The sequence below is a fragment of the Microbulbifer sp. CNSA002 genome, assembly GCF_047324085.1.
GTDB lineage: Bacteria > Pseudomonadota > Gammaproteobacteria > Pseudomonadales > Cellvibrionaceae > Microbulbifer.
The window spans coordinates 4,443,041-4,468,523 of record NZ_CP172449.1; the positions used below are offsets into that span (position 1 = coordinate 4,443,041).

Annotated in this window: 22 protein-coding genes; 19 read left to right on the top strand and 3 right to left on the bottom strand. The window is 46.2% G+C overall.

The window, feature by feature from the left end:
- Positions 1-93: 93 nt before the first annotated feature.
- A complete protein-coding gene (locus ACG1BZ_RS19720; protein ID WP_413663298.1) occupies positions 94-1,017 on the bottom strand; it encodes a LysR family transcriptional regulator in 924 nt (307 codons plus the stop codon).
- Positions 1,018-1,163: 146 nt separating this feature from the next.
- On the opposite strand from ACG1BZ_RS19720, the gene ACG1BZ_RS19725 reads away from it, so the two are divergent.
- Positions 1,164-2,288, top strand: a complete 1,125-nt coding sequence (locus ACG1BZ_RS19725) for an alkene reductase (RefSeq protein ID WP_413663299.1) — start codon at positions 1,164-1,166, stop codon at positions 2,286-2,288.
- A 323-nt stretch (positions 2,289-2,611) separates the two neighbouring features.
- Here the strand turns inward: ACG1BZ_RS19725 and ACG1BZ_RS19730 are convergent, their stop codons facing one another.
- Positions 2,612-5,425 (bottom strand): Ig-like domain-containing protein, encoded by a 2,814-nt coding sequence (locus ACG1BZ_RS19730; protein WP_413663300.1) that lies wholly within the window; start codon positions 5,423-5,425, stop codon positions 2,612-2,614.
- A gap of 641 nt (positions 5,426-6,066) precedes the next feature.
- Between ACG1BZ_RS19730 and ACG1BZ_RS19735 the strand changes: the two genes are divergently transcribed.
- From ACG1BZ_RS19735 to ACG1BZ_RS19760, 6 genes are all read left to right on the top strand, one after another.
- On the top strand, positions 6,067-6,426 hold the full coding sequence (locus ACG1BZ_RS19735) for a hypothetical protein (protein ID WP_413663301.1): 360 nt from the start codon (positions 6,067-6,069) through the stop codon (positions 6,424-6,426).
- Positions 6,427-6,540: 114 nt separating this feature from the next.
- Positions 6,541-6,921 (top strand): DUF5329 family protein, encoded by a 381-nt coding sequence (locus ACG1BZ_RS19740; protein ID WP_413663302.1) that lies wholly within the window; start codon positions 6,541-6,543, stop codon positions 6,919-6,921.
- A gap of 26 nt (positions 6,922-6,947) precedes the next feature.
- Positions 6,948-7,508, top strand: a complete 561-nt coding sequence (locus ACG1BZ_RS19745; RefSeq protein WP_413663303.1) for a DUF4166 domain-containing protein — start codon at positions 6,948-6,950, stop codon at positions 7,506-7,508.
- A 107-nt stretch (positions 7,509-7,615) separates the two neighbouring features.
- Entirely contained in the window at positions 7,616-10,633 is a 3,018-nt protein-coding gene (locus ACG1BZ_RS19750; RefSeq protein WP_413663304.1) for a DUF2339 domain-containing protein, read from the top strand.
- An 887-nt stretch (positions 10,634-11,520) separates the two neighbouring features.
- Positions 11,521-12,405, top strand: coding sequence for a hypothetical protein (locus ACG1BZ_RS19755; protein WP_413663305.1), 885 nt, complete (start codon positions 11,521-11,523; stop codon positions 12,403-12,405).
- A gap of 36 nt (positions 12,406-12,441) precedes the next feature.
- A complete protein-coding gene (locus ACG1BZ_RS19760; RefSeq protein WP_413663306.1) occupies positions 12,442-13,704 on the top strand; it encodes a hypothetical protein in 1,263 nt (420 codons plus the stop codon).
- Between the two features lie 390 nt (positions 13,705-14,094).
- Here the strand turns inward: ACG1BZ_RS19760 and ACG1BZ_RS19765 are convergent, their stop codons facing one another.
- Positions 14,095-14,961: an alpha/beta hydrolase gene (locus ACG1BZ_RS19765; protein WP_413663307.1), complete on the bottom strand. Its 867-nt coding sequence runs from the start codon at positions 14,959-14,961 to the stop codon at positions 14,095-14,097.
- 396 nt (positions 14,962-15,357) lie between these two features.
- Between ACG1BZ_RS19765 and ACG1BZ_RS19770 the strand changes: the two genes are divergently transcribed.
- From ACG1BZ_RS19770 to mnhG, 12 genes are all read left to right on the top strand, one after another.
- On the top strand, positions 15,358-16,095 hold the full coding sequence (locus ACG1BZ_RS19770) for an OmpW/AlkL family protein (protein ID WP_413663308.1): 738 nt from the start codon (positions 15,358-15,360) through the stop codon (positions 16,093-16,095).
- Between the two features lie 170 nt (positions 16,096-16,265).
- A complete protein-coding gene (locus ACG1BZ_RS19775) occupies positions 16,266-16,697 on the top strand; it encodes a DoxX family protein (RefSeq protein ID WP_413663309.1) in 432 nt (143 codons plus the stop codon).
- Positions 16,698-16,744: 47 nt separating this feature from the next.
- Complete coding sequence (locus tag ACG1BZ_RS19780; protein ID WP_413663310.1) at positions 16,745-17,716, top strand: glutathione S-transferase family protein; 972 nt, start codon at positions 16,745-16,747, stop codon at positions 17,714-17,716.
- A 105-nt stretch (positions 17,717-17,821) separates the two neighbouring features.
- Positions 17,822-18,724: a LysR family transcriptional regulator gene (locus ACG1BZ_RS19785; protein ID WP_413663311.1), complete on the top strand. Its 903-nt coding sequence runs from the start codon at positions 17,822-17,824 to the stop codon at positions 18,722-18,724.
- A gap of 102 nt (positions 18,725-18,826) precedes the next feature.
- Positions 18,827-19,519: a pirin family protein gene (locus ACG1BZ_RS19790; RefSeq protein ID WP_413663312.1), complete on the top strand. Its 693-nt coding sequence runs from the start codon at positions 18,827-18,829 to the stop codon at positions 19,517-19,519.
- Positions 19,520-19,738: 219 nt separating this feature from the next.
- Positions 19,739-22,024: a hydrogen gas-evolving membrane-bound hydrogenase subunit E gene (mbhE, locus tag ACG1BZ_RS19795; RefSeq protein ID WP_413663313.1), complete on the top strand. Its 2,286-nt coding sequence runs from the start codon at positions 19,739-19,741 to the stop codon at positions 22,022-22,024.
- Entirely contained in the window at positions 22,021-22,440 is a 420-nt protein-coding gene (locus tag ACG1BZ_RS19800; RefSeq protein WP_413663314.1) for a Na+/H+ antiporter subunit B, read from the top strand. The genes mbhE and ACG1BZ_RS19800 overlap by 4 nt, the downstream gene beginning before the upstream one ends.
- A gap of 1 nt (position 22,441) precedes the next feature.
- Positions 22,442-22,816, top strand: coding sequence for a Na+/H+ antiporter subunit C (locus ACG1BZ_RS19805; RefSeq protein ID WP_413663315.1), 375 nt, complete (start codon positions 22,442-22,444; stop codon positions 22,814-22,816).
- Positions 22,813-24,318 (top strand): Na+/H+ antiporter subunit D, encoded by a 1,506-nt coding sequence (locus tag ACG1BZ_RS19810; RefSeq protein WP_413663316.1) that lies wholly within the window; start codon positions 22,813-22,815, stop codon positions 24,316-24,318. Before ACG1BZ_RS19805 ends, ACG1BZ_RS19810 begins: the two co-directional genes overlap by 4 nt.
- 21 nt (positions 24,319-24,339) lie before the next feature.
- Entirely contained in the window at positions 24,340-24,813 is a 474-nt protein-coding gene (locus tag ACG1BZ_RS19815; protein WP_413663317.1) for a Na+/H+ antiporter subunit E, read from the top strand.
- Complete coding sequence (locus tag ACG1BZ_RS19820; RefSeq protein ID WP_413663318.1) at positions 24,813-25,148, top strand: cation:proton antiporter; 336 nt, start codon at positions 24,813-24,815, stop codon at positions 25,146-25,148. The genes ACG1BZ_RS19815 and ACG1BZ_RS19820 overlap by 1 nt, the downstream gene beginning before the upstream one ends.
- Positions 25,138-25,482 carry a monovalent cation/H(+) antiporter subunit G gene (gene mnhG / locus ACG1BZ_RS19825; protein WP_413663319.1) on the top strand — a complete coding sequence of 115 codons (345 nt, stop codon included), beginning with the start codon at positions 25,138-25,140 and terminating at the stop codon, positions 25,480-25,482. Before ACG1BZ_RS19820 ends, mnhG begins: the two co-directional genes overlap by 11 nt.
- Position 25,483: the final 1 nt, after the last annotated feature.

Below are 25,483 nucleotides of genomic sequence, written 5' to 3' on the forward strand. Positions count from 1 at the left end.
CCATCTTATTTTCCCACCGCGATTTAATTCCAAATATTATTCTTTTGTATACTTCTAACGCTCTATATAGGAGTCTATTAGTTACCCAAGAGGCTACTTAAAAAGTTTCATCAACTGTTCAACCATCCACATATGAAGCTGGCTATGGTTAGATCGACTATGCCATGCTGCTATAACCTCAAATTTTGGTGTTTGCGTGTCCAACTTAAGGGGAATAACTTTTTTATTGGGTAGAAGTCTTGAGGGATAGAACGCAATTGTGTCTGTAGCTGCAATTATATCTGGGGCAGCAGAGAAGCTGGGTATCGACATAACAATATTGCGTTTTAGCCCCTGCATCGCAAACCACTCATCGTGTGATCCTTTGAGGTTTGCCCGTGACGGTGAAATGATCAGTTGCGGAAGCTCGGCTACGTCTGCCAACGTTAATGACTTACTCTTCAGTGGAGACTTTTTTCCCGCTATACAGACATGTTGCTCCTCAAATAGCAATTTGTATGGCAGGTCATCCGGGATGAAATCAGGAAAGGTAAGCGCTAAGTCGATCTCACCAGCAACCATTAACTGATTGAGATTATCTGTTTCAAAGTCCCTGACGATAACTTTAAGTTCCGGGGCAGATTTACGGACAACCTCTAATAGCTGGGGCAGTACCGATTGAATTGCGTAATCCGTGGCACTAATACTAAAAATCCCTCTATAAGTTGCCGGATCAAACGCTATTGGGGTTAGCAGTGACTCTACATCCTTCAAAATACTACTGATCCTGCCTCCCAGCTGCTCAGCAACAGGGGTGGGCACCATACCGTTGCCTTGCCGGATAAACAGCCGGTCATCAAACACTTCTCTCAGCTTACGCAACTGTTCGCTTATCGCTTGCTGGGTTAACCCCACCTTTTCCGCTACCCGGGATAGATTCCTCTCTTGAAGCAGTGCTTCCAGTATACGTAGCTGTTTTAGGTCCAGGCGGCTTATACCATTCATATTTGTAACCAAGACAAAGAGTAGTTGTTTCAAATTGTATCCTTGCACCTCTAGTATTCCCACCATCACAAGGCACAGCCAAAACTCGCTGGGGCTATTCAGTTGCCCTTATCACCGCTGCTTTTTACCTGTGTCTTTTCAAACACTCGCTGCAGTCAGTTTTTAACAGGAAGGTCATTATGAAAAACGAGTCACTATTCAGTGAGATCAACCTGGGCCCTTACACCCTGAAAAACCGTATTGTTCTGCCACCCCTGACCCGATCACGCAGTAGCCAGCCTGGAAATATTGCCAATGACTTGATGGCTAACTATTACTCACAGCGTGCTGGTGCTGGGTTTATGGTTACAGAGGGCACGCAAATCGAACCAAGAGGCCAGGGCTACGCTTGGACACCCGGAATCTATTCGAAGGAACAGATCGAAGGCTGGAAAAAAGTGACCAAAGCCGTGCACGATCAAGGCGGTATCATCTTTGCCCAGCTCTGGCATGTTGGGCGTGTATCCCACACTTCACTACAGCCTGGCAATGCAGCGCCCGTTGCGCCATCTGCTATCCGTGCAGACGCAGTTAAGGTATTTATCGAGACAGGTCCAGGACAAGGCGCCCTGGCTGACCCCAGTGAGCCTCGTGCGCTGACAACAGAGGAAGTTAAAGAACTGGTTCAACTCTATGCCCAAGCCGCACGAAATGCGATGGAAGCTGGTTTTGATGGTGTTGAGCTACACTGTGCCAACGGTTACCTTGTGAACCAGTTTATTTCAGAACATACCAATCATCGCGATGATGAGTATGGTGGTAGTTTGGAAAATCGTCTGCGTTTCCTTAAAGAAATTGTTGCAGCGGTATCAGAAGAAGTCGGCAGCGAACGACTCGGTGTCCGGTTTGCACCGCTTTTCGAAAGTACCGATGAGGACAGAGTCTACCTAGGTCTGGTAGAGAGTGATCCCCACAAGACTTATATCGAGGCTATCAAGCTGCTAAACGAAGCTGGAATTGCCTATCTGTCACTGGCCGAGGCGGATTGGGATAATGCACCGGATTTACCTGAGAATTTCTATCGAGAAGTACGTGAAATCTTTGGCGGACGCATCATGTATGCAGGAAAGTATTCCCCCGAGAAAGCTTTGCGGGTGCTTGACGCAGGTCATGGAGATATCTTTGGCTTTGGCCGACCTTTTATTGCCAACCCGGATCTTCCCACGCGTATTCGCAATGAATGGCCACTCAATCAGGTTGATCCAAACACTATGTATGGCGGCACCGAAGTAGGATATACCGACTACCCTCTCTACCAGCCGTGATCTGGCGTAGGCTGGACTTGTTCATTATGAATTGCTAGCTGTAAGTGGCATTTCTATAAATATTTCTAAAGTCTATCAGCGCTATTCAAAAGGCATAAGCGCTTATTGATTAGAAATAGATAACCTCAGAGAATTCTATTTTCTGGGGCTTCTTTTATTGAGCTACTGTAGAATTATTTATTGCCGTTTTTAAAGGACTTGCCATTCAAGCAGGGCTTCCAATACCGATCCAGAATCATCTCGTAGTTCCAGCACCTGCTATACAAGCCTCGTAATTCGATATAAAGATACCGGGCCCCCTTTATTTGGGACCCGGTAGGCTCCTATTTGGAAGCCAGTGCGCGTTGGCCAGAACGCAAGTCAATAACAACAACTCCTTGCACGCCATTCCAGCCACCATCGTAGGCAAAGAGACGGCGGCCTTCTGTGTCAATAGCCATGGAGGAGAGGCTCTCCACTTCAATTCCGTCACCACGGCAGTCGCTATCACAACCCTTGCCACTAGATAGAATTGACTGTGAAAAGTCGTCCATATCAATGGCTACTAAATTTCCGCTGCGGGTACCTACTAAAAGACGGTTACCAATTGTATCCAAAACCACATCATGAGGGTCCATATCTGCGGTGCCGCCATTCACAGACGAAACAAAAGTGCTTATTTCACCGGTAGTCAGTTCCACTTGCCAGATACCACCAGTCCCGTAATCGCTAACAAACGCACGGTTATTAGTGAGATCCAAAGCTAAGCCGTTGGCGGAGTCAAAGGAGGGCCCTATGCCGGTATTATTATCAGAGATAACTTCCCTATCGCCACTATCAAGATCTACGCTTACTAACCCTGTATCCTGTAGCAAAACCATGTGATTGTTAGTGGCATCCAACTCCATGGCTTCTACGCCACCGGAGAACGCAGGGCCTTCACCAATACCAGGCGCAGAGATACTCTCGAATTCACCACTTTCCAAATCAAGCTTAATTAATTCATCGTTGCTCTCATCGAATATATATGCATATTGACCTGAGTCATCCGGAACAATCGCAGACGGTCGAACACGAGCTGAAGCGGGCGGAATAAATTCAGCCGCGATGGTGCGGTTGCCGTTTTGTAAATCTATTTCCGCCGCTATGGAACTATCTACAACAACAGTCAGTAACCGGTCAGTCTTACGGTTATAGCTTATATTGTTCCAAACATAGCTGGGGCCCGTACCAACATGATTGGAGGAAATTTCTGTACGATCTCCCGTATTGATATCGACAGACATGATCACCGGGTCGAAGAGAATTCCGGACACCAGAAGGCTATCGCTACCGACCCCTTGACTAATTGACTGGGGATTTACAAGCCGCAATCCTTCCCCCTTGGTCCAGTCAGTGACAACTGTGCGATCACCGGTTGATATGTCCACTTGCAGGATATTCTGAACTTGGCCATTGGTAACATAAATCTTGCCACTGTCAACATCGACGATTAAACCCTCTGGTTGCGACACGGGTTCGCCGCTGCCGATACCATTACCACTTATTGTTGTTCTATCACCACTTGCAATATCTATTCTAAGTATAGAATCTGTGCTGTCGTCACCCACGTAAAGCTGCCCATTTGGCTCATCTAGCGCAATACCCTTTGGATATATCATGTCAGCGCCAGCGCCAATCGGGGACGATGAATTAGAACTGGATATCACGGAGTAACCTCCATTCAGCAGGTCAAATTCAATAATTTCTCCATACGATCCCTGTGCTCTTGTGGCGTAAGCAATACCTCCATAGCCAGTCAATGCCAATGAAGTGAGATCTGCCGGAACCCATGTGGACAATTGCGTACGGTTACCGGTTGTCCGTTGTACAGAGTAGATACTCCCGTCCCTATTCAATACGATAAAGTAGTCATCAGCTGGATCGGCGCGCACCGTGGGGAATTTTTGTACCATATCGATTGGATTCAGAGATGGACCGGACCCAACCGATGGCCCAGAAATTTCCCGGCGCGTATATGTAAAATCTATCTCAAATATCATGTTCAAGCCGGTATCAGCGAAATACCGACTTCCATATAAATTGTCGTAGGACACCCCCACTGGCCAATGGATTAAAAGCTCATTCTTGACAGAGTGAAAACTTTGGACCGTTTCGCCTGAGACAAACTGGGCTGAAAGAATATAGGAGTCGCGACCTTTATCAACTGTGCTATCGAGATACCAAATTGACGAGGACGTTGCATCCATAATCGGTGACTGACTATCAATCGTGATGCTAGACAATTGCTCGGTAGTATTTTCGCCACTTTCCAAGTCTAAGACCCTGGTAGTAAGAGCGAGGCTGGAAAGCTTCCCTCCCATATTGGCACCCGCAGTGGGGAAAACCATACGAGGGGAAGGTATAACTAGATCAGTCACAGACACTTGTAGCGTAAGCTGGTTGGCGACTCCTTCACTATCAGCAGCGCTGATTGATAGCTGATAATAATTATCTTTGTCACTATCTGCAGGAGACTCAAAATCTGGAGCAGTGTTAAAGCTAAGTTCACCGCTAGCAGAATCAATAGAAAACAATGCAGTATCAGCATCGTCGCTCAATGAAAATGTGACCTCATCTCCATCTGGGTCCTGAGCCATAGCGGTGTAAAAAACCCCGCTTACATCTTCTTCGACTGTAACTTCTGTTGCAGATGAAAACTCGGGAGCGCCATCGTTGACATTAGTAACTGTTACCACAATTTCCTGGCTCGTCTGACCTCCGTTGCCATCGCTAGCCTCGATTGTCACCTGGTAGATATTATCTCCATCTGCGTCGGCAGGATTCTCGAAGTCTGGAGCAAATCCAAAGCGCAACTGGTTACCGTTATCTATCAGAAATCGGGACTGGTCTTCGCCGCCAATAGTGTTGTAACTAATGCTGTCCCCATTGGCATCACTAGCGGATAGTGTAAGCAAAGTACCGGTACTATTTTCCTCAGTAGTGACTTCACTTGCAGAGACAAACTCAGGAGCGCTATTAGTTGAACCACCACCCGAACCACCACCCGAACCACCACCCGAACCACCTTCATTCGAACTGCCACCGCCGCCTCCACCTCCACAAGCGGAAATAGCAATGATAGAGCTGAAGCACAGAACTTTTTTAAAGCTACCCATTAAATGAACTCCCCAAGAACTTTTAACAAAAATTTTTTGTTGTACTTTTATGGGGCGCAACTTTAGCAAAGAAAATTATGGAAAAATTAAGGATATTTATAGATTTTACACATAAATCGTACCAACTAGGTTAATGACCGGGCATTCACTGTATAGACCTTTGAACAAAGTGATCCTAGAGGTTAAGTAGCAATTTCTTCTGATCTTTTTTATCACTGACTTGATTGAAATAACCTTTTTGGGTCTCTCCAAGATTATTAAAGAAAAGACTAGAAACCCAATAACTAGACAGATCAGAAACCTTTGACTCAGAAACTCCTATAGGACGCACGAGTGTCGAAATTTGAGCAGAAGACAATAAGTTCAATATAGCTAGGAAGCATTCCATAATACTAATTATAGAAAAAACACTTAGAACCACTTACAAACCAGTTTCTAGTACGAAAGCTCTATCTTACATGTATTTTTATCAACCAAATTGAGCGATATATAATCAGCCCTGCCCGATTATTAACTACAATTCGAGTTCTGTTACGACTCTATAAGGCGACTCATGTAAAATGATCCTCTAGACTTCTGAACGGTAGGCTTACCGTTCTATCAAGGGTTAAACACTACAATTTCCAGAGCCTAAAGAAGAAATGAACAAATTCTTAACCATTATTGCAATAGCCTTGGCCACCACTTCCTGTATGACGCTTGAGGTACAGCCTGGCAACGTTATCGGGGACACTGTAGATGCGGGTAAAGAGGCGTTCCAAAGCATCAAGCGAAGTCGTAATGGTGAAGAAGAAAGAGACTTTTCTCACAAAATCAATTACGACCCGACTACCTCTAATGCAATCAACATTACCAACTGTAAAAAGGAAATGATGGAGGTGATCTCTGCCTCTGAACTTACCGTCTCAAAAATTTTGACTGAATCTTCTGAAGTTGTTGGAGAGGAAGCTAGCAAGAGCGTACAGTGCACTGCAAAAGTGGTAGTCACTAAGAACACTTAAAGCACCAGGCTGCTGGCCTTGATATAGTTCTGGTATAGAGCTCCTCTTGACCCTATACCAGTTCTCGGCCCGCTAATGAACTCCCCTGATACTCCACAGCCAAGGAATGGGAAAATGATTAAAAGTCTCTCAACTTTACTTACTATTATCTCGCTAAGTATGTCCTCCATCCTGGCTCAGGCAGATACTCCTATCAACGAAATAAACCACCTAATGGAGTTTGTCTCTGCTTCAGAGTGTACCTTTATCCGCAACGATAGTGAGCACACTAGCCAGGAAGCAGTGGAGCATATGGAGAAGAAATATAAGTATTTCTCCAACAAAATTGATAGCGCGGAGGATTTTATTAGGCTAAGTGCGACCAAGAGCACCTTTAGTGGTAAGCCCTACCATATTCAGTGTGCCGATAAGCCTAAAGAAGAATCCCAAAGGTGGCTTCTGAACGAATTAGCACGCTACCGTGAAACGACACAGCTAAGATCCAATGCTAATTGAGAAACTAGCAATGCAATCAAAATAGCATGGTAAATGCTGTCACCAGTTGGTTTGGCTCCGACTTCAACAAGCTAAACCCGCTACTACAACGCCTACATACAACAGGGGCAAAGCTCTCCGGGGAGGTTAAAGTTCAGTTCGGCTCTGGACTAGCTGGAATTATAGGCAAACGAATTGCTGGAAAGCTGGGTGTCCCACAAAATACAAAGGAATCTCCTTTTTCAGTAAATATTCGGCACACCCAGCATAAATTAGTCTGGTCTCGTACTTTCTCAAATAGCCATTCAATGATTTCAGAATTTGTACCTATAGGGACAAGAGAAAAAGCTGGTTATTGGATTGAAAAAACAGGGATAATTAATATCCGACTTGGCGTTTCCATAGAGAAAGGAAACTGGTTTTGGGACCCACAGTCAGTTTCTATTCTTCATATCCCAATTCCCTCGATCTTAAGGCCCAGGATCGTCGCAGGCAAATCAATCATTAACAATCAATATCACTTTGAGGTATCGATTTCGTTACCGATTATAGGGTTCTCATTTGGCTATTCGGGAATATTGCGTGAACAACTCCCTGAAACTAGATAGCTGTGCGATTAACCTCTGGTAAAAGGTATTTCAAAAACCTTGATTACATATACTTGTAGCCGAGCGTAACGAGAGATAATCTCACTAAAAACAATAGTGAAAGATATATGGAAAGTGAACTGCAATCACTTCGCGCGGAACTAGCTCTGCTGGAGCGAGACAATCGCCGTCGCATTGAGATATTCGAACAGCGGTTATCGGCTTTAGAAGCGCAGACACAGCAAGATACTAGGGATCAGTTAGCAAGCCAGCTCCCGACAGTGGATGAGCCAGAAGATGAGCTATCCCAATTGATGGGTACGCATCCCTCCAGATCCCCGTCGACAAAGCAACCTAATCCCTCTCTTCCTGAAACCCCAACCCAGCCAGCAAGTACTATTACCAATGCTCCTAACAGAACCGAGAAGCCTGGTAGACAGGCTAAATGGCTATCTGAGGAGCTACCGAGCCTATTGGAACCTGCTCTCGAACCCATGAGCCGAGTGTGGGGCTCCCTAATGAGTTTCTACCGGCACTACCAAAGCCAAGGGAAGGCTCCTGTCTTCTTTATGACCGCTGCCGGCATCCTGGCGCTGGTGTTTGGCTTTGCTTACCTGTTGCAGTTTTCTTTCAATGCCTATTTGGGGCCTGTAGGTAAAGTGACTTTAGGCTTCCTGGTAGCAGCGGCGACTACTACTGGTGGAGTAATGTTCAGGCGGCGCATGCCCAACATGGCGGATTACGGCTCAGGACTGATCGCTCTCGGGGTCATACTGCTTTACTTATGTGGTTACTTTACTGGGCCTTACTATCAGCTGGTTCCGATTCCTATCGCTGTGGGGCTGCTTGTAGTAACTACCGGAGTTGCTTATTTACTCGCCCTACTATTCGAGACCCGGGTTGTTTCCATGGTGACTCTGCTGGGTGGAGCCACGATGCCCTTGGTGGCCAATCATTTTGATCCATCCGCAGTTATTTATCTCAGCTACTTGTTGGTGCTCGCGCTCGCAATGCTGCGTTTGTCCAAGTTGATTCAATGGCCTCAGCTGGCAGTGGTCACCATGGTGCTCAGCGCAGGGATGTTCGAGTTTTCAGTCGCAAACTTGGGCGAGTCTAGCTCAAACTGGGGTCTGTTACTGATACTGCATGGTTTCTTCTACGGGTTTGCCCATTACATACTGGGTGGGCTTAGTGGCAAGGAAATCGATAGGAGGCGCCTCGGTTTGCTGGTAGCAAACCTGGTGCTATTTATTCATATTAGCTGGTCTCTAGCACCCACTGCTAATGCACTAGGTGTGGTTTGGTTACTCAATCTAATACCCTGGGCCGCGCTCGCCATCTACTCACGCCACCTGTTCGGATACAGTGTTAATAGTTCCTCGGCCCGTAGTATCCTCGCAATGGCTTTACTCCATGGGGGCTTGTTAACAGGCCTGGCAATTCTGGCACTTTGCAGCCCTGACTTTTTGGGCATTGTGTGGTGCCTGGAAGGCCTCCTGCTGATTTACCTTGGAATACATTTTGGTTTTGTCAGCGTGCGAAGTGAGGGCTATATCGCTCTAGCCCTCGCCGGCGTAACCTTATTCTTGCAAGCTCTCGTATGGGTGGCTGAGAGCTTGGTTCCTGCTCCACTACTATTATCCTTAGAGGTGAGTGCAGGCTGGACTAACTGGCTGACCCTCACTGCTGGAGCCTTTGCTCTCACCCAGTTATTACGCCGTAGTGCCGGTAAAATCACTCCCGCAGAACAACGTTTCACTTATATCGCAGAGATTGCTTTCGGACTGCTTTTATCTGCGAGCTTCCTGCTATCGGTGGGTATTATCTGGCCGCAAGGGATGTGGTTGCTGGCACCACTGCCAATGACTTTCCTGATCTGGCGTAGCCAGCGCACGAATTCAGCATTTAGCGAGTGGCTCGGTCTCTGGCATTACCTTCTGTTGTTTGTCCCACTGTTAGCCAGTGCATCGGTTGTAGGCAACCTTCATTTCTACGATCAAATCCCCTACGGAAAAATCGCCAGTATTGAAGCTTTCCTGGGACTTTGGTTGCTTGCGGAGCTTTATCACCAGCTGAAAATACAATCACCAGGGCAGAAGCTGGCATTGGCACTGCGTAAACTCTTTTACGCTTTACTACCCATTATCGCCTTACCTACCATACTGTATAAAGCCAGTGACTACTTCACTGTTGCTATGTGGTTCTCGTGTGGTATTGCCTTATTCCTCTCCACATGGCTGCGGATGGAACATCTAAAGCAAGAAGTTCGCATTTTGATTTCTGCTGCAAGCCTTATCACTATCGGCGGTTGTCTCCTACAGGAGTTTGTCGGCTGGCAGGGCAAGGCGATGGAGGGGCTATTACTGGGAGTCGCCAGCTTCATAGGGCTCATATGGCTTGGCCAGGGCTTAAAGCGATACCCCGCAGGTAGGGAGTGGCAGCATGCTATTCACTGGGTGCTGAAGCCTGTATTCCCGATGGCCTTCTACTATTTTGCGGCAGTACTGATAGCTGTCAGTTACACTTTAACTCATGACTTTGTCCTGTCATTACTACTCACCCAGCTCTATTTTGGAAGCCTCTTTTTCAGCCAACCCAAGCTAGGACCAGTACGCAACCAGCTTACGCCCTTCTACATACTGACACTGGGTATTTTTGAATTAATCACACTGATTCAAGTCGGAGCTGTCATTGTGAAATCGCACAATGCAGAGTGGATTGGAGCCTATAACCTGGTCTCTCTTGGCATCGCTGTCCTGCTGGCTTACCACAAAACCCTGCCTACAAGAGCCGTTTGGTCTGGTCATCGAATGGCAAATATGTGGCTGGTGCATGTTACCGCGATTATTGTTTACGTAGCTCTATTAGCACAGCTATTTGATGCCATGTGGCTACCGGCAGTTTCTTTCGCTCTCGTTGTCCATGCAACCCTACTATTGTTCCAGACATTAAAGCCCGAAACTCAGAAGTTACTTAAGTTGTCACTAATTATCTACGGCATAGCTGCACTGAAGATTGTGCTCTGGGATATGCAGGACTTCTCACTAATACAGAAGATAGTCGTTTGTATGTTAGTGGGATTATGTATGCTGGGGGCGGCATATCAATATCAGAGGTTTTTATCTAGACACAAGTTGCTCGAATAGCAGCTAGTTCATCAAAGCCACATCGGGAGTTTGGTATCGACAGACTCCCGATTATTTATCTGTCCATTTATCAAAATTATCCGCCGCTTCTACCGAACCGGTGGCCTTCGCCCCTCGGATTGGCAAGCCACTGGCAGTGAGTAATCCGTCGTTAAGACCATTATTACTGGATTTTAAAAAATTAATGTATCAATCTATCAATAAGCTGATGAGATCAATGCAGTAGAAATTTGTAAAACTATAATAAGCCAACTTTTCACCTCAAAGCCAGAGAGAGAAAACCTAGAAAATATTACTTAAACAATAGCTATGTAACTATATTTTATGTATCTACCAACGGTATAACAAAGATGACATCCCAACTTATATATTATGAACACCAACATCAACTTCGAAACCAGTTTCTTGTAATTCTATTTATTTCTTATTCAGTGTTTATTTTTTATCATGCAGGATGTCTACTGGCTAGCAAACCTTTCATATCAAAGTTGAAAAAAACATCTTGTCAAAATTAACTCAAAAATTAGGTATGCTAATTTATGTTGTTTTTCTATTAATTAGAGATACCTATTTTATTAGTGACCAAAAGGGTCTATTATTTGGCTTGTTAACTCTTCTAACACATTTGTTACACTGCAGAAACAATCAGTCAATAATGATTTTAAACAAGTATAAATGGCTCCCATCTACTTAACTCCATAGAAAAGATTCCCCACCAATAATACTTGGCTGATAACATACCCGATTACTGCACGAGCGTACCTCAAATAAGACGCTCCTCACAATAAAAACGTGAAATAGTTTGCATTTCATTATGTGGCCAGCACTATAATGCGGCATCCAAAATCCTGTAAGCGCTAGCGTTGTGGATAGGAACCACCAAGTCTATGTTTGAACGCCTCTTTGCCTCCAGAAAAAAGCCATTTGTACCAAATCGGGACAAACTTGAAACACTGACTGCCAACTTGTCCGGTAGCCGCTTTAGCATCTCAATACCGCCCAACAGCGTGCCCGATATTGACGAGGAATATTATGGTCCCCGTCTTGATATCTATAACCGGGAGGCCTATGACGATCTAAGTCGTGGCAAATGGTACCAAGAAGGGAGAATGCCTGGGCAGTCCATTTTAAAACGCCATTGGGGCTTTTATGGCCCCCCCTGGATTTCCATGGAATATGGATTCCTTTCACTGATAGTTAGGATCTTCCGTGTAGATGATTTACCGGAGAGTATGAGCTGCTTTAATCCAAGTCATTTAGAGCAAATCATTTTAAGAGATTTGTATTTTCGCTACGGCCCTCCCAAACTGGATATGAATCCTAGAGCAGCCCCAGTGAAATGGCAGAAAAAGGATATTAACGGTACAGACTGGCTTTACTGTGAGGCGCACCCAAAATGTAGCGAACAGGAATTACGGAAAAATCCATTTAGTGAAGCCGTTTATCACTCTCAGCTCTATGCCCCGCTGGATGACCAATACTATATTAATGTTTATTTTAATGCTATGGGCTACGCACCTGCCATTTATAGTATTACCGCCATGGATAAATTAATGTCTGAAACTTACTCAACTCTTCAATTAGAGTTGAGCCCAGCCATGCAACAGCGAAAAGAGGAAGTTATCCAACGATTTCCAAATTCACACTTTAGCGAAACCCGCACCCCAGAACCCTGGATTTACCATAAAGTGCGTGAAGGTAATTGCGGAATTGGGGAAGACTTACTTGAAGTGGTTGAAAAGGGCTCGCCGCCGCCTAGCTTTACACCTTAATAGATTTTTTACCTGTATTTATTATAAGGAAATAATATGCCAGCATTTAGAGCCGGTTGGACCAAGATTATTGAAATGGCCCCAATGGGTACAAAACAGGGCCGCGATGTCTATGTTAACAATACTCACTACCCTATGTATGAAAAAGTAAAGCAAGAGGCACAGACTAATTACTACTCTGCCACTTTACTGCGCGCACTCATAAGCCTGAATGCCGATACTGGCAGCAGTCAGAGCGCCAATGGCGCCGGGACTATTCGCTATCTGGTACGCAATGGTATGGCCATTGAGTACTATATCGACAATGGCGATGTGTTGATCCATAAACTCCATTTCGACAACTCACTGCAAACAGATTCCGGAAGTCAAGGAACAGGAGTTTACAGAGTTCAATATGATGGAAGCACTTGGGGAACAGGTGACTCTCCCGGCAAGCAAATGAATCTGAAGCATAAATGGAATGGTGCTCATTATGCAGCAGTAAGCGGTAAGTTTCGCTCAAAGGACTCTGCTGGAAAACTGTTAGTTAGGCATATTGAGAAATCCTATGGAGGGACTGAAATACTGCCCAGAGACATTCCCCAGATGGATAACTTCTACTCACTTTATTGGATTAACAATAAAGAACATAGTGCACTTCCATCTGTCGATGGCCTGACCTCCTTGATTCAGCAGGCAGCAAGCGCCAAAGAATCCGTCAACTGGTTGGTACACGGTGAGGGTGCCAAGACTTTCCAGCGCGCGCTGGAAATTTTGCAGAACACCCCTTCTTTGAGCCGTTTTGAAGCAAAAGATGAGGAAATAGTTCGCAATTTGCGCAATAAAATGTCCGGACAAAAAGTTTTCTTCTCCAACCCAGTAGGAGCAAGTCCCGACAAGTTGGAAAAGCTCTGCAATGTCGTTGGCCTCACCTATGTAGATAGCAATACTAACCCCCGCAATCTTAAAACCGCCGCAGGAAGAGAAAACTCCTGGGGTGAGATTAAAAGAATCGGCGCGGCAGCGTTCACTACCGGCGGAACAGCAGTTGCCTTAAAAGAGACAGGTGTCATTAGTATTCAAAAACAAGGTAGCATGTTATCGAACGTGTTTGAAGCTGCCATGAGCAACCCTACTGCAGCCGGAGTTGGGACTGCCATATTCGCTACTGGTGTCGCTTTTGTGGTTGGTAAAACTCAGGCAACTAAGTGGGCAAGCCAAGTCCGAGCGGTACAAGCAACCGCTAGCAGTACTTTTGGACGAGGTAACGAATATTGGTATGAAAGCGATGAAGATCTTATAGAGCAGCTATCTGCTTGAGTAAGATAAGAATATTAGATTTATAAGATCAAAAAGTGGGTTATAAATTAATGACTACAGGATACTCCAAAATAATTTTATAACCACTGACCTTCTCAACAATTTTTAATTAATGTGCGACTTAGTAGAAACACCTAGTGCTTTTACAAAGTCGCAATTAAGCATTGCGTACCCATCTAAAAATTAGCAGGCCACCCCTAAAGGTCATCTCCAAATTTAATCACAAAATATACATTTAAAGCTAGAAACCCTTATATATTTATAGATGTCTAAAAATCGAAAGCCTCCCCGAATTAATTTACTAATGTATCCCCCAAAATCACAAAGATTAAAAAGTTAACATTTAATATATTTACCAGACAAATAAAGATTGAGAGCTTATTACAGCAATCAAGCAATTTTATTTATATCAATGCTGTCTATTTTTTCATTACTAGCATTTGATAACAGAAACTCCACCACAAATTCTATCACTTCAGTATCCCAAACCATTTTCCGATGACCAACATCGTTGATTTTAATCATCTCCGCTGCGGGCCAGGTTTTATGAATTCTCTCTCCATGAAAAATCGGCACTTCATCGTCTTCAGTATCGTAAATCATCAGAAGCGGGGTCTCTTCCGGTGTATACATTTTACACTGCAACAACTCTTGCCAAGAATACCCTATTTGACTGGCAATCTTGTCTTGGCATAACTCTGCTGTTCCAGTGCTCACCTTCAGCATTTTTTTCATAATTTCTATAATGGGCAGGGGAGCACTCGGTGAGCCAAGTATTGCGTAGCACCGGGCTTTAAGCCCAAATTCCCGTGCACGCATTGTCATCATTCCGCCCATCGAGTGACCGACGATGGCAAATATTTCCGAAAACTGTCTGGCTAGAGAGCAGATATCTTTCGCCATAATATCGAAATTACAAACTTTGCCCTCAGAGTGGCCATGAGCGGTAGCATCGATGGCTACCGCTTGGAAACCCTGATCGGCAATTGCCATTGCTAGGGTTGCCATTTTTGCGGCTTTGGCCTCCCAGCCGTGGCATAGAATCACCACAGGGCCCTCACCCCAGGACCAGGCTGTGTTTTCTGTACCTAAAGCACCCCGGTAGGTAATCTTCTTGGCTTGGGCCAGCTGCGATCTCTCACGCTCGGAGTCAGCATAGCGTCTGGGTCGTGAAGACAGATACATTGCAATATTTGCCGATAACTTTGGGGATAGTCGCCCTGTGAGCTGCATTGCTCCCTGTATTATCTTAAGCATGTTATTAAATCTCTAGCCTGGTGTCTTATATGATCATTGATAGTGAGTTTTACTGCACATTAAGCAAAATACACTGATCAGGAATCGCTAAATACATATCAACGTAAAAACACAAAATAATACAGGGCAATTTCACTCAATAAATTAACCGATTCTACAATTATCCGCGCAATAGGAAACCAAACCCTTTTCTGGGCAATCTTTCTCAGAAAATAGGAATTTATTCCCAGCAGAAGCTTACAAAGTTATACCAATAAATTACTGCGCCTCAGCTCTTGCTATCTATAAACCCAGACCTCGAAGACATCTACACTAATAATCTAGCGATAGATTACAGTATTCCTGTAGCTATCAACCCTCCTACATATTTTCAGTCGTACTTCTGGAAAGTTGGGCATGAAAAGAATCAATCTGACATTAGTTTTTTGCACGGTACTATTGCTTACCGGTCAGTCGGTTGCAGACTATAAAAAGGGAGATTTTATCGTTCGCGTTGGCGCTGCTGCGGTCGATCCAAACGACGACTCTGGCAGACTCCGCCTAAATGGCACCCCCTTGGACTATACCCGGGTCTACGTGGATACAGGCTACTCCGCTAGCATCACGGGTACCTGGTTATTTGCAGACCATTGGGGACTGGAATTACTAGCAGCTGTACCTTTCCGGCACGATCTTGATGTGCGCGGTTTACCGGACCCGGATACCGGTGATCCACTGGGTCGGGTATCCCTGGGTGACATCAAGCACCTTCCCCCAACCCTCAGCGTACAATGGTATCCGGTATGCACCGAGTCCTGGGTACAGCCTTATATTGGTGTGGGAATTAACTACACCCATTTCTTCGATGAAGATATCAGCCGCACGGCACAAAACTACTTCGATACAGCCCTGGGTGCAGACTCAAGAGCATCCTTGAGCCTGAGCAATTCCTGGGGCCTGGCAGGGGAAGTGGGCATAGATATTGCCTTTGGACGAGAGAGCAACTGGCTGTTTAATGCGGCTATCTGGTACTTAAGTATCGATACCAAGGCAAAAATTCGCTTCCGCACAGAAGATAACGACTACGACCGCATCAATGTGAATGTAGATATTGACCCCTGGGTCTACTCAATAGGTATCGGCTATCACTTTTGAGCGGCCTTTTGTCCACTTCTCAATGAACTCGGCCAATCCGAGGTTCGATTTATTCGAATGATATGGTCGAATTTAACCAATTTTCATTCTACTCGTCCTCTATAAACTGCCCTTTATCCACAGCAGCTACTCCGCAGTGGCACTCAATTTACAGTTTAAGGACCGACACAATGAATACTTCCACTTTATCCACAGCATCAAATGCCCCCAGTGGTTCCTTGTTTCCAGCCGTCGCAGACCTTTCCGGACGTATTGGCTTGGCAGCAATCTTTTTACTGGCAGGCGTTAACAAGATCCAAAACTATGAGGGTAGCGCTCAGTACCTGGCCTACGGTGGTCTACCCGAGTTTCTACTCCCATTGGTAATCCTATTTGAGATAGGCGGTGCCTTAGCTCTGATTGCGGGTTTTCAAACTCGATTAACTGCTCTGGCATTCGCCGGATTTAGCTTACTCACTGCGCTCCTGTTCCATAACAACCTGGAAGATCAAATGCAGTTTCTAATGTTCTTTAAGAACCTGGCTATAGCCGGTGGTTTTCTGGTGATAGCAGCCCATGGCGCTGGTCGTTTCAGCTTGGACAACAAAAAGAAAACACATTGATTCCATCTGAAGCCAGTCACAAAACAACCGCTATTTAGGAGTATGACATGGGATTGTTAATTAATGGCCAGTGGCACGACCAGTGGTATGACACCAAGAATTCAGGTGGCGCATTTAAGCGAGAGGCTGCACAGTTACGCAACTGGATTACTGTCGATGGCAGCGCAGGGCCCAGTGGCATAGGTGGCTTTAAAGCTGATTCCGGGCGCTACCATCTATATGTATCCCTGGCCTGCCCCTGGGCTCATCGCACCTTGATTTTCCGCAAGTTGAAAAAGCTGGAAGAACATATCAGCACCTCCGTTGTAAGCCCGGATATGCTTGAGCAGGGATGGAGCTTCAATACCGATGAGGGTAGTAGCGGTGATGCACTATTTGCTTATGACTTTATGCATCAGGTTTACACTCGCAATAAATCCGACTACTCCGGCCGCGTTACGGTCCCAGTACTTTGGGACAAACAGCAAAACTGCATTGTCAGCAATGAGTCATCCGAAATAATTCGCATGTTTAATAGTGCGTTTAATGAAATTACCGGTGATACACAGGACTTTTATCCCAAAGACAAACAGAAAGATATCGAAGCCATAAATCAATTGGTCTATGAAAATATCAATAACGGGGTTTATCGCTGTGGTTTCGCGACGACTCAATCCGCTTATGAAGAAGCCTACCGAGACTTATTTGATGCCCTGGATAAGGTAGAAGCAATATTAGGTAAGCAGCGGTACCTGACAGGCGATAAGGTCACTGAAGCAGATTGGCGACTATTCACAACTTTAATTCGCTTTGATTCCGTTTATCACGGCCATTTCAAGTGTAACCGGCAGCGTCTGGAAGATTTCCCCAACCTGCGCAATTATGTCCGGGAACTATACCAATGGCCCCAGATCGCAGAGACAGTGAATTTCCACCATATTAAACGCCACTACTATTTTAGCCATAAATCCATCAACCCCAGCCAGGTGGTACCGGTGGGTCCGATGATCGATTACAACAGCCCCCACAATCGGGTATAAATGCCCTTGCCCCTCGCTTGGGGCAAGTATTTGGGGTTCTAGGCCGTACAGCTTTACCCTTGATGTTTATCCACAACTACCGGTATAAGAATCAGGGGTTACATAATGCAAAAAACCACCTTAGAACAATGGCGCATGTTTAAAGCGGTAGTGGATGCCGGTGGTTTTAATCAGGCTTCTGCGCGAGTCCACAAAAGCCAATCCAGTATTCACAATGCGGTTAGCAACCTGGAAGCTGCTCTCGGAGTCAAGCTTTTTGAGGTATCTGGCCGCAAAGTGATACTCACGGAAGTTGGCAGCCTAATGCTGCGCCGTGGCCAATACCTGCTGGATGAAGTCTCCCGTATCGAGGATATTGCCAAAACCCTTGGTGAAGGTGTGGAATCAGAACTGCGTATCGCTGTAGATGGCGCCTTCCCCCAAAGTGTGGTTTTTCAGGCACTGGAGAAAGTTTCGGCGAGATATCCCCAGGTGAATATCGATATTGTCGATACCGTATTGTCCGGTACCAATGAGTTGATCCAAGAAGGGCTTGTGGATTTAGGCCTTTCTGTCTTTCGTATGAAAAATGCTCTCAACGATGAAATTTGCCGTATAGAATTTGTCGCTGTCGCTCATAGAGATCATCCGCTACATCAATTAAATTGCGAACTGACGTACGAGAATCTGAAATTATATCGACAGATTATTGTGCGGGACTCAGCTATGCAGACAAACAGGGATTCAGGCTGGCTAGGAGCCGAACAGCGCTGGAAGGTAGGTAGTTTACGGGCCTCCTTGGATCTTATTGAACAGGGCCTCGGATTCGCCTGGCTGCCCATCCCCCTAATTTCTAAGTTACTCAATGCTGGGACGCTTAAAAAGCTTAAGTTAAAAAACGGCAGCCTGCGCTCCACAAGTTTTTTCTTGAACTTTAAAGACCAGGATAAATTAGGCCCTGCCGCTAGAGAGTTTATTGGTGAGCTAAGATTACTGACCTTAGATATGCCAACCTCTGAAGAATCTTAAACATTCTATTAATACGAATAACCGATTCATTATTATCCAATATCTCCTATAACCACAGCAGCCTACCATAGCCAAATTATTTCTACCGATAAGGAACCGGCTATGTACTACTTCAGACCATCAGGGGAACGGGGGCAAGCCCGTTTTGGTTGGCTACACAGCAAACACAGTTTTTCATTTGGGCACTATTATGACCCGAATCATCTGGGGTTTTCCGCGCTGCGAGTTATTAATGATGATACCGTAAAGCCTGGGGCAGGATTTGACACTCATGGTCATCAAAATATGGAAATCATCTCCTATATTCTGGAGGGTGCTATCGAACATTTAGATAGCGAGGGAAACCACTTTGTCGTTCCCGCCGGTGAGATTCAAAGAATGAGTGCAGGTAAAGGTATTACCCATTCAGAGTATAACCACTCAAAGACTAAAAATCTTAAATTCCTACAAATCTGGATTCAGCCTAACCGGAAAGATATTCAACCCAGTTATGAACAAAAGACAATTACTCAAGCTGGGGCGCTAACTCCATTGGTAACTCCCGATGGACGCGATAACTCACTAATTATTCACCAGAATGCCAGCTTATTTCGCCTCCAGCTACGCACCGGTGAGAGTTTAAGGCTGGATACCCTTAAACGCCCAGGATATCTTCATATCATCGCTGGTAATGCCGAACTCAATGGCAGCCACCTGCTCGTGGCGGGAGATGGCTTGGGAGTTTATCAGGAAAAAATAGTATTAACCGCTTCAGTAAATGATCTTATCGCACTATGGTTCGACTTGCCTCGATAGTAGGCGATCTATCAACAGACTAATTCTGTGTGGGCTGTAAACCTGCTCTAAGATACCGCTTCTCGTAACAGGTATTAAACTCTATCTAACCGGCATATTCATATTCACAAGCACAAGACTACTCACTCTAAAAGCGACAATCTCTGGTTTACACCTAAACTATTAACTTGGCAGTGAATCACTGCTGTATATAGGAATCGAGTCACCAGGGATAAAATAATGGGATCAGCAGGCGACATGGAAAGTCGCAATGGCGATAAAAAAACGCCGGGAAGATGGATCTCCCTGCTTTCTCCGATTCCTCCGGCCATTATCGCCTTATCATTGCTTTTTCATCTGCCCGATATTTCCGCAGGTAGAGAGTTTTCTTTTGGCATTAGCTGGGTTCCAGAACTGGGGGTATCCCTACGCTTCTATATTGATGGCCTCAGCTTTTTATTTGCCTTATTAATCAGCGGTATTGGCTTTTTTATTACCATTTACGCCGCTGAGTATTTACGCGGCAATCCACTATTGCGACGTTTCTTCCTCTATCTCTATCTCTTTATGGTCGGAATGCTGGGTTTGGTATTGGCATCCGATCTCATTACTTTATTTGTGTTTTGGGAAGTGACGACAGTCGCGAGCTATCTCCTGATTGGCTTTAACCACTCCAGTGCTGTTGCACGACGCTCAGCATTGCAAGCCTTGCTGGTAACTGCCTTAGGGGGACTTTGCTTACTAACCGCTTTCCTATTAATGGGACAAATTGTCGATAGCTATGATCTTGAAGAGTTGTTAATAAAAGGAGAACAGATTAAATCCAGTTCACTGTATCTTCCTATCTTGATACTGGTACTTATCGGAGCATTCTCAAAGTCGGCACAGCTGCCCTTCCATTTTTGGTTGCCCAATGCCATGGCGGCTCCAACACCGGTGAGCGCATATCTACACTCCGCCACTATGGTCAAAGCCGGTATTTACCTTCTTGCGCGCCTACATCCGGTACTGGCTCACACTGAATACTGGGAGTGGATTTTAACCTGCACCGGTATTGCCACTGCCGCAGTAGCGGCATTGGCCGCCCTGCGTCAAACAGACCTGAAACTGGCCCTCGCTTATACCACCGTGATCGCTCTGGGCACTATCACCATGTTTCTGGGTTCTGATGCTTCAGCTGCCGTCGCCGCTGCAATTACTTTCTTGCTGGTTCACTCTTTTTATAAAGCCGCACTGTTTATGGTGGTGGGCATTATCGATCGGCAGACAGGTACTCGGGATTTAACCAAGCTTCATGGCCTGGCGAAGTTATTGCCCTTTGCTTTTATAGCTGCACTGGCTTCAGCCCTATCCATGGCAGGATTCCCGCCGTTCCTTGGATTTATTGGTAAAGAACTGAAATATGAAGGTGCACTGGCGGTAGCTTCAGAGCCCGCACTGGTGGGCACAGCAGCAATTTTTGCCAATGCGGTAACGGTGACAGTAGCCGGCATGGTGGCCATCAAACCCTTCTTTGGGCCTCCCCCCAAAGATGCCAGCCGTATTCGCTGGGCACCCCCCGGTTTGTGGATAAGCCCACTGGTTTTAAGTGCCTTCGGCCTCACATTTGGTTTGGCCCCGGACTTAGTCGGTGGCGGACTGGTGGAACCGGCACTGACAGCGATACTTGGCCTTCCGGAAACCATCGACCTAAAACTCTGGCACGGTATTAACATTCCGCTCCTGATGAGCATTCTTACTTTTGTGCTCGGGGTGATTATGTATGTCAATTTAAAACGTATGCGTGCCTGGCTAAACTGGGACTTTACCCATGCGCCAACTAGCGCCGATTTACTGTGGGATAAATCCTTAGAATTATTAAAAGCTTTTGCCGCACTGCAAACACGCATATTGCAAAATGGAATTATGCGTCGTTATCTCACAGTCATTTTTGTTACGCTCTCGATGGCCCTTTTTTATGCCTTTGTTCATACCGGCCACTTCTCACTGGAATACACTGCGCCACGACTTAATTTAAAAGAGTGGGCAGCCATACTGCTGACGGTAGGAGGTACATTTACTGCGGGTTTTGCGCGTAAACCTCTGACCGCCATTTGCGCTCTCGGCGCTCTCGGTGTGGGTATCGCTCTAATTTATCTCTTCTTTGGTGCACCGGATGTGGCCATTACACAGATTCTGGTGGAAACACTCTACTTGGTATTAATTGCTGCGATTCTTCCACGTCTGCCCGTATTTACTCCCGGTAAGAAGGAAGGCTTTCGTCCAAGGGATGCATTGCTCGGTGCCACAGTTGGCCTTTTATTTACCATTAGCATTCTGGTGGTTCTGCAAACCCCATTCGAGAGCCCAGTGAGTGAATTTTACAAGGAAGCTGCTGTACCCGAGGCTCATGGGCGCAATATCGTCAATGTCATTCTGGTGGACTTCCGGGCCCTGGATACTTTCGGGGAGATTATTGTGGTGTTTACCGCAGCTGTCGCTGCGGTGACCTTACTCGGTCATCATTTAAGACGGGGCAAGCAGTGAATTCTATTATCCTACAGACAGCGACCCGTGTGTTGGTAGCCCTGATCTTGGTCTTCTCCATTTATATGCTGTTACGTGGACACAATTATCCCGGAGGCGGATTTATTGCTGGTTTAATTGCCGCTTCTGCTTTTGCCCTGTTTGCCATGGCTTGGGGGATGGAGGCGGCACAAAGTGCTCTGCGCATACCTCCAGGGACCCTCGCCGCCTGGGGAGTTGTCATCGCCGGATTATCTGGATTGATGGCTCTATTTTGGGGAGACGGCCCCTTTTCTGGACAGTGGTTTGCCATTGTAGGTAGTAAGGAAAATGGCGGAATCATTATCAGCAATCTTTTATTTTTTGATATTGGGGTCTATCTGACAGTACTCGGAGCCGTTCTCACACTAATTTTTGCCTTGGAAGAGGCCAGCTGATATGGAAGCTCCCCTCGCCGTTGTCGTCGGCATCCTGATTGCTACCGGCGTTTACCTTATGCTGGCCCGCCACCTATTGCACTATCTGTTCGGCTTGGTACTGATTAGCAATGCCGCCAACTTGGCAATTTTCATCGCGGGGCGGTTGACCCGCGCCTCACCACCGCTGGTACCCAAGGATCAGGAAGCCCCGCAAATTATTGTTGCCAATCCCCTACCCCAAGCCCTGATCCTAACCGCAATCGTAATTGGCTTCGGCCTGCTGGCCTTTGCCCTAGCCCTGATCGCCCAGGCTTACCGTGAGCTGGGTACATTAGATGTGGATAGCATGCGTATTGCCGAGCCTGTGAAACCCAAGAGGAAGAAGACCACTTGAGTTGGTTATTGGCCCTGCCATTCCTAATCCCTATCGCCACGGCGTTAATCACATTTCCCGCTCGAGGCCGTAGATACCTTTGCTCTGCCATTTCGATATTGGGATGCCTCACTGCCCTCTGCATTAACCTTTATATTCTTGTCCTGGTAGAAAGCCAGGGCCCTCAGGCTGGGCAAATGGGAGACTGGCAGGCTCCCTTCGGAATCACATTGGTCGCCGATCGGCTCAGTGCGGTAATGTTGTTGATCAGTGCCATCGTGGGTTTGTGTGTCTCTCTATTTGCCATTTCAGATATCAGTGAGAAACGGGTGAAACTTGGCTTTCACAGTTTCTTTCAACTGTTATTGGCCGGTGTCAGCGGTAGCTTTATCACCGGTGACTTATTTAATTTGTATGTGTGGTTTGAGGTGATGCTGATTGCCTCTTTCGCGCTACTGGTACTAGGGGGTGAAAAAATACAGCTGGACGGTGGCATCAAGTATGTAGCATTAAACCTTGTATCCACGCTGTTGATGCTGACCTCTATCGGGTTGCTTTATGGACTCACCGGCACCCTTAATATGGCGCAGCTGCATATTTCTTTGGCCGAGGTACAAAATCCCGTCGCGATTTCAACATTGGCAGTTATTTTTATCTGCGCTTTTGGAATTAAGGCGGCAATATTTCCACTCTTTTTCTGGTTGCCCGCTTCATACCATGTTCCACCGGTCGCTGTAACCGCTGTATTTGCCGGTCTTCTGACCAAAGTCGGCGTCTATGCGCTAATTCGCACCTTTACTTTAATATTTCCCAATGATTTGGAATTCACCCGGGATATTTTATTGGGAGCTGCATTACTCACCATGCTGACGGGTGTTTTGGGCGCAGCAGCACAGTACGAATTCCGCAAAATACTCGCATTCCATATCATCAGCCAGATTGGATTCCTTATATTGGGATTAGCACTGAACAGCCCTTTAGCATTGGCCGGATCTGTGTTCTACATGGTCCACAATATTGTGGCAAAGACAAATTTATTCCTGATTAGCGGTACTGCCCAGCGCCTTACTGGCAGTTATGAGCTCAATGAAATTGGTGGTTTATATCGCGCCAGCCCACTTCTCTCTACTTTCTTTTTTATCGCCGCATTTAGCTTAGCGGGGTTCCCACCATTATCTGGATTCTGGGCGAAACTGCTATTAGTCAAAGCGAGCCTCGACCAGGCCGCCTATATCGTCGCTGCCGTCGCACTGATTACCGGGGCGCTTACCCTGTTTTCAATGAGTAAAATATGGGCAGAGGCGTTCTGGAAGCCACACCCCCAGGAGCATTGCAAAAATTTATATAGCCTCAGCGGCGCAGAGCGCTTCCAGCGGCTGTTGCCAGTCGCGTTATTGGCATTAATCACTTTGGCTTTGGGATTGGTTCCCGAGCCTTTTATCGAATACTCCCTGGGGGCTGCCGGAGAGTTATTGGAGCCTGATGATTACCTGAACGCCGTGTTACCAGGTACCACTCATTAACTTTGGGATGGATAAATAGAAATGCGTATTTTTCTATTAAATTTATTGCTCGCGATCAGTTGGTCGGCCCTGACCGGCAATGCTTCCATGGCAAATTTTTTCTTTGGTTTTCTGATCGGATTTCTGGCACTGCGAGTCTCACCTATATTACCCGGGGCACAGACTTATTTTACCCGCTTGCCCCGTTTGGCTCATTTATTCTTTTTCTTTATCGAGGAGCTTGTTTTATCCAGCCTGCGTGCCGCCTACGAAGTCTTTTCGCCCCGCTTGCAAAGCCGGCCCCTGGTAGTACGACTACCCATGGAGAGGCTCGATAGAAACCAGATTTTTATTCTCACTAACTTAATTTCGCTGACACCGGGCACTATGGTATTGGATGTCACACCCAACAATGATGCCTTAATCGTACATACTATGTTTGTCAGTGATCCAGAAACCTTTCGCGAGGAGATTAGGGAGGGATTTGAGAAACGGGTTAAGGAGGCCGTTTCCTGATGTTTCTCACAATTATCGATATTCATTCGCCACTGGTCACAGTAGCAATCAATATTGCCTCCTTTCTATTGTTACTCGCCCTGGTGATGTGCTTCCTGCGTATCGCTTTGGGCCCCACCTTAGCAGACAGGGTTGTCGCCCTGGATGTTCTCAATATTTTGGCGGTAGCCTACTGTGCACTACTGGCAATTGCCTCGGGACAGCCCGTGTATCTGGACGCTGCCATCGCCCTGGCCCTGGTCGCATTTTTAGTGAGTGTGGCCTTTGCCCGTTTTATTGAAAAAAGCGGCTCGCGCACAGTCACCCACAGCCATAGGGATCATGATGACATTTGATGAAATTTTTATCGCTTTGATAATTCTGGTGGGCAGTTTTTTTGGGTTCAGCGCCGCTTTGGGCTTGCTGCGAATGCCGGACTTTTACACTCGAATGAGTACATCGGGAAAAGGGGCTACGGTGTGTTGCGGATTATTGCTGGCGGGCGTAGCAATTCTTTTTAGCGACGCTCAGGTAACAGCCAGGGCCATAGCCGCTATTTTATTCTTATTACTTACAGTGCCAATTGGTGTCCATATGATTGCCCGGGCGGCTTATCGAGCCGGCACTCCCATGTGGCGGGGTACCGGCTACAAACTCAAGTTCAAGAACCCGATGCGCAATATTCAGTAAG

Excerpts from the sequence above, each read along its gene's own strand:
- ACG1BZ_RS19725 (WP_413663299.1), top strand. The coding sequence starts at position 1,164 with ATGAAAAACGAGTCACTATTCAGTGAGATCAACCTGGGCCCTTACACC.
- ACG1BZ_RS19730 (WP_413663300.1), bottom strand. The coding sequence starts at position 5,425 with ATGGGTAGCTTTAAAAAAGTTCTGTGCTTCAGCTCTATCATTGCTATT.
- ACG1BZ_RS19735 (WP_413663301.1), top strand. The coding sequence starts at position 6,067 with ATGAACAAATTCTTAACCATTATTGCAATAGCCTTGGCCACCACTTCC.
- ACG1BZ_RS19740 (WP_413663302.1), top strand. The coding sequence starts at position 6,541 with ATGATTAAAAGTCTCTCAACTTTACTTACTATTATCTCGCTAAGTATG.
- ACG1BZ_RS19745 (WP_413663303.1), top strand. The coding sequence starts at position 6,948 with ATGGTAAATGCTGTCACCAGTTGGTTTGGCTCCGACTTCAACAAGCTA.
- ACG1BZ_RS19750 (WP_413663304.1), top strand. The coding sequence starts at position 7,616 with ATGGAAAGTGAACTGCAATCACTTCGCGCGGAACTAGCTCTGCTGGAG.
- ACG1BZ_RS19755 (WP_413663305.1), top strand. The coding sequence starts at position 11,521 with ATGTTTGAACGCCTCTTTGCCTCCAGAAAAAAGCCATTTGTACCAAAT.
- ACG1BZ_RS19760 (WP_413663306.1), top strand. The coding sequence starts at position 12,442 with ATGCCAGCATTTAGAGCCGGTTGGACCAAGATTATTGAAATGGCCCCA.
- ACG1BZ_RS19765 (WP_413663307.1), bottom strand. The coding sequence starts at position 14,961 with ATGCTTAAGATAATACAGGGAGCAATGCAGCTCACAGGGCGACTATCC.
- ACG1BZ_RS19770 (WP_413663308.1), top strand. The coding sequence starts at position 15,358 with ATGAAAAGAATCAATCTGACATTAGTTTTTTGCACGGTACTATTGCTT.
- ACG1BZ_RS19775 (WP_413663309.1), top strand. The coding sequence starts at position 16,266 with ATGAATACTTCCACTTTATCCACAGCATCAAATGCCCCCAGTGGTTCC.
- ACG1BZ_RS19780 (WP_413663310.1), top strand. The coding sequence starts at position 16,745 with ATGGGATTGTTAATTAATGGCCAGTGGCACGACCAGTGGTATGACACC.
- ACG1BZ_RS19785 (WP_413663311.1), top strand. The coding sequence starts at position 17,822 with ATGCAAAAAACCACCTTAGAACAATGGCGCATGTTTAAAGCGGTAGTG.
- ACG1BZ_RS19790 (WP_413663312.1), top strand. The coding sequence starts at position 18,827 with ATGTACTACTTCAGACCATCAGGGGAACGGGGGCAAGCCCGTTTTGGT.
- mbhE (WP_413663313.1), top strand. The coding sequence starts at position 19,739 with ATGGGATCAGCAGGCGACATGGAAAGTCGCAATGGCGATAAAAAAACG.
- ACG1BZ_RS19805 (WP_413663315.1), top strand. The coding sequence starts at position 22,442 with ATGGAAGCTCCCCTCGCCGTTGTCGTCGGCATCCTGATTGCTACCGGC.
- ACG1BZ_RS19815 (WP_413663317.1), top strand. The coding sequence starts at position 24,340 with ATGCGTATTTTTCTATTAAATTTATTGCTCGCGATCAGTTGGTCGGCC.
- ACG1BZ_RS19820 (WP_413663318.1), top strand. The coding sequence starts at position 24,813 with ATGTTTCTCACAATTATCGATATTCATTCGCCACTGGTCACAGTAGCA.
- mnhG (WP_413663319.1), top strand. The coding sequence starts at position 25,138 with ATGACATTTGATGAAATTTTTATCGCTTTGATAATTCTGGTGGGCAGT.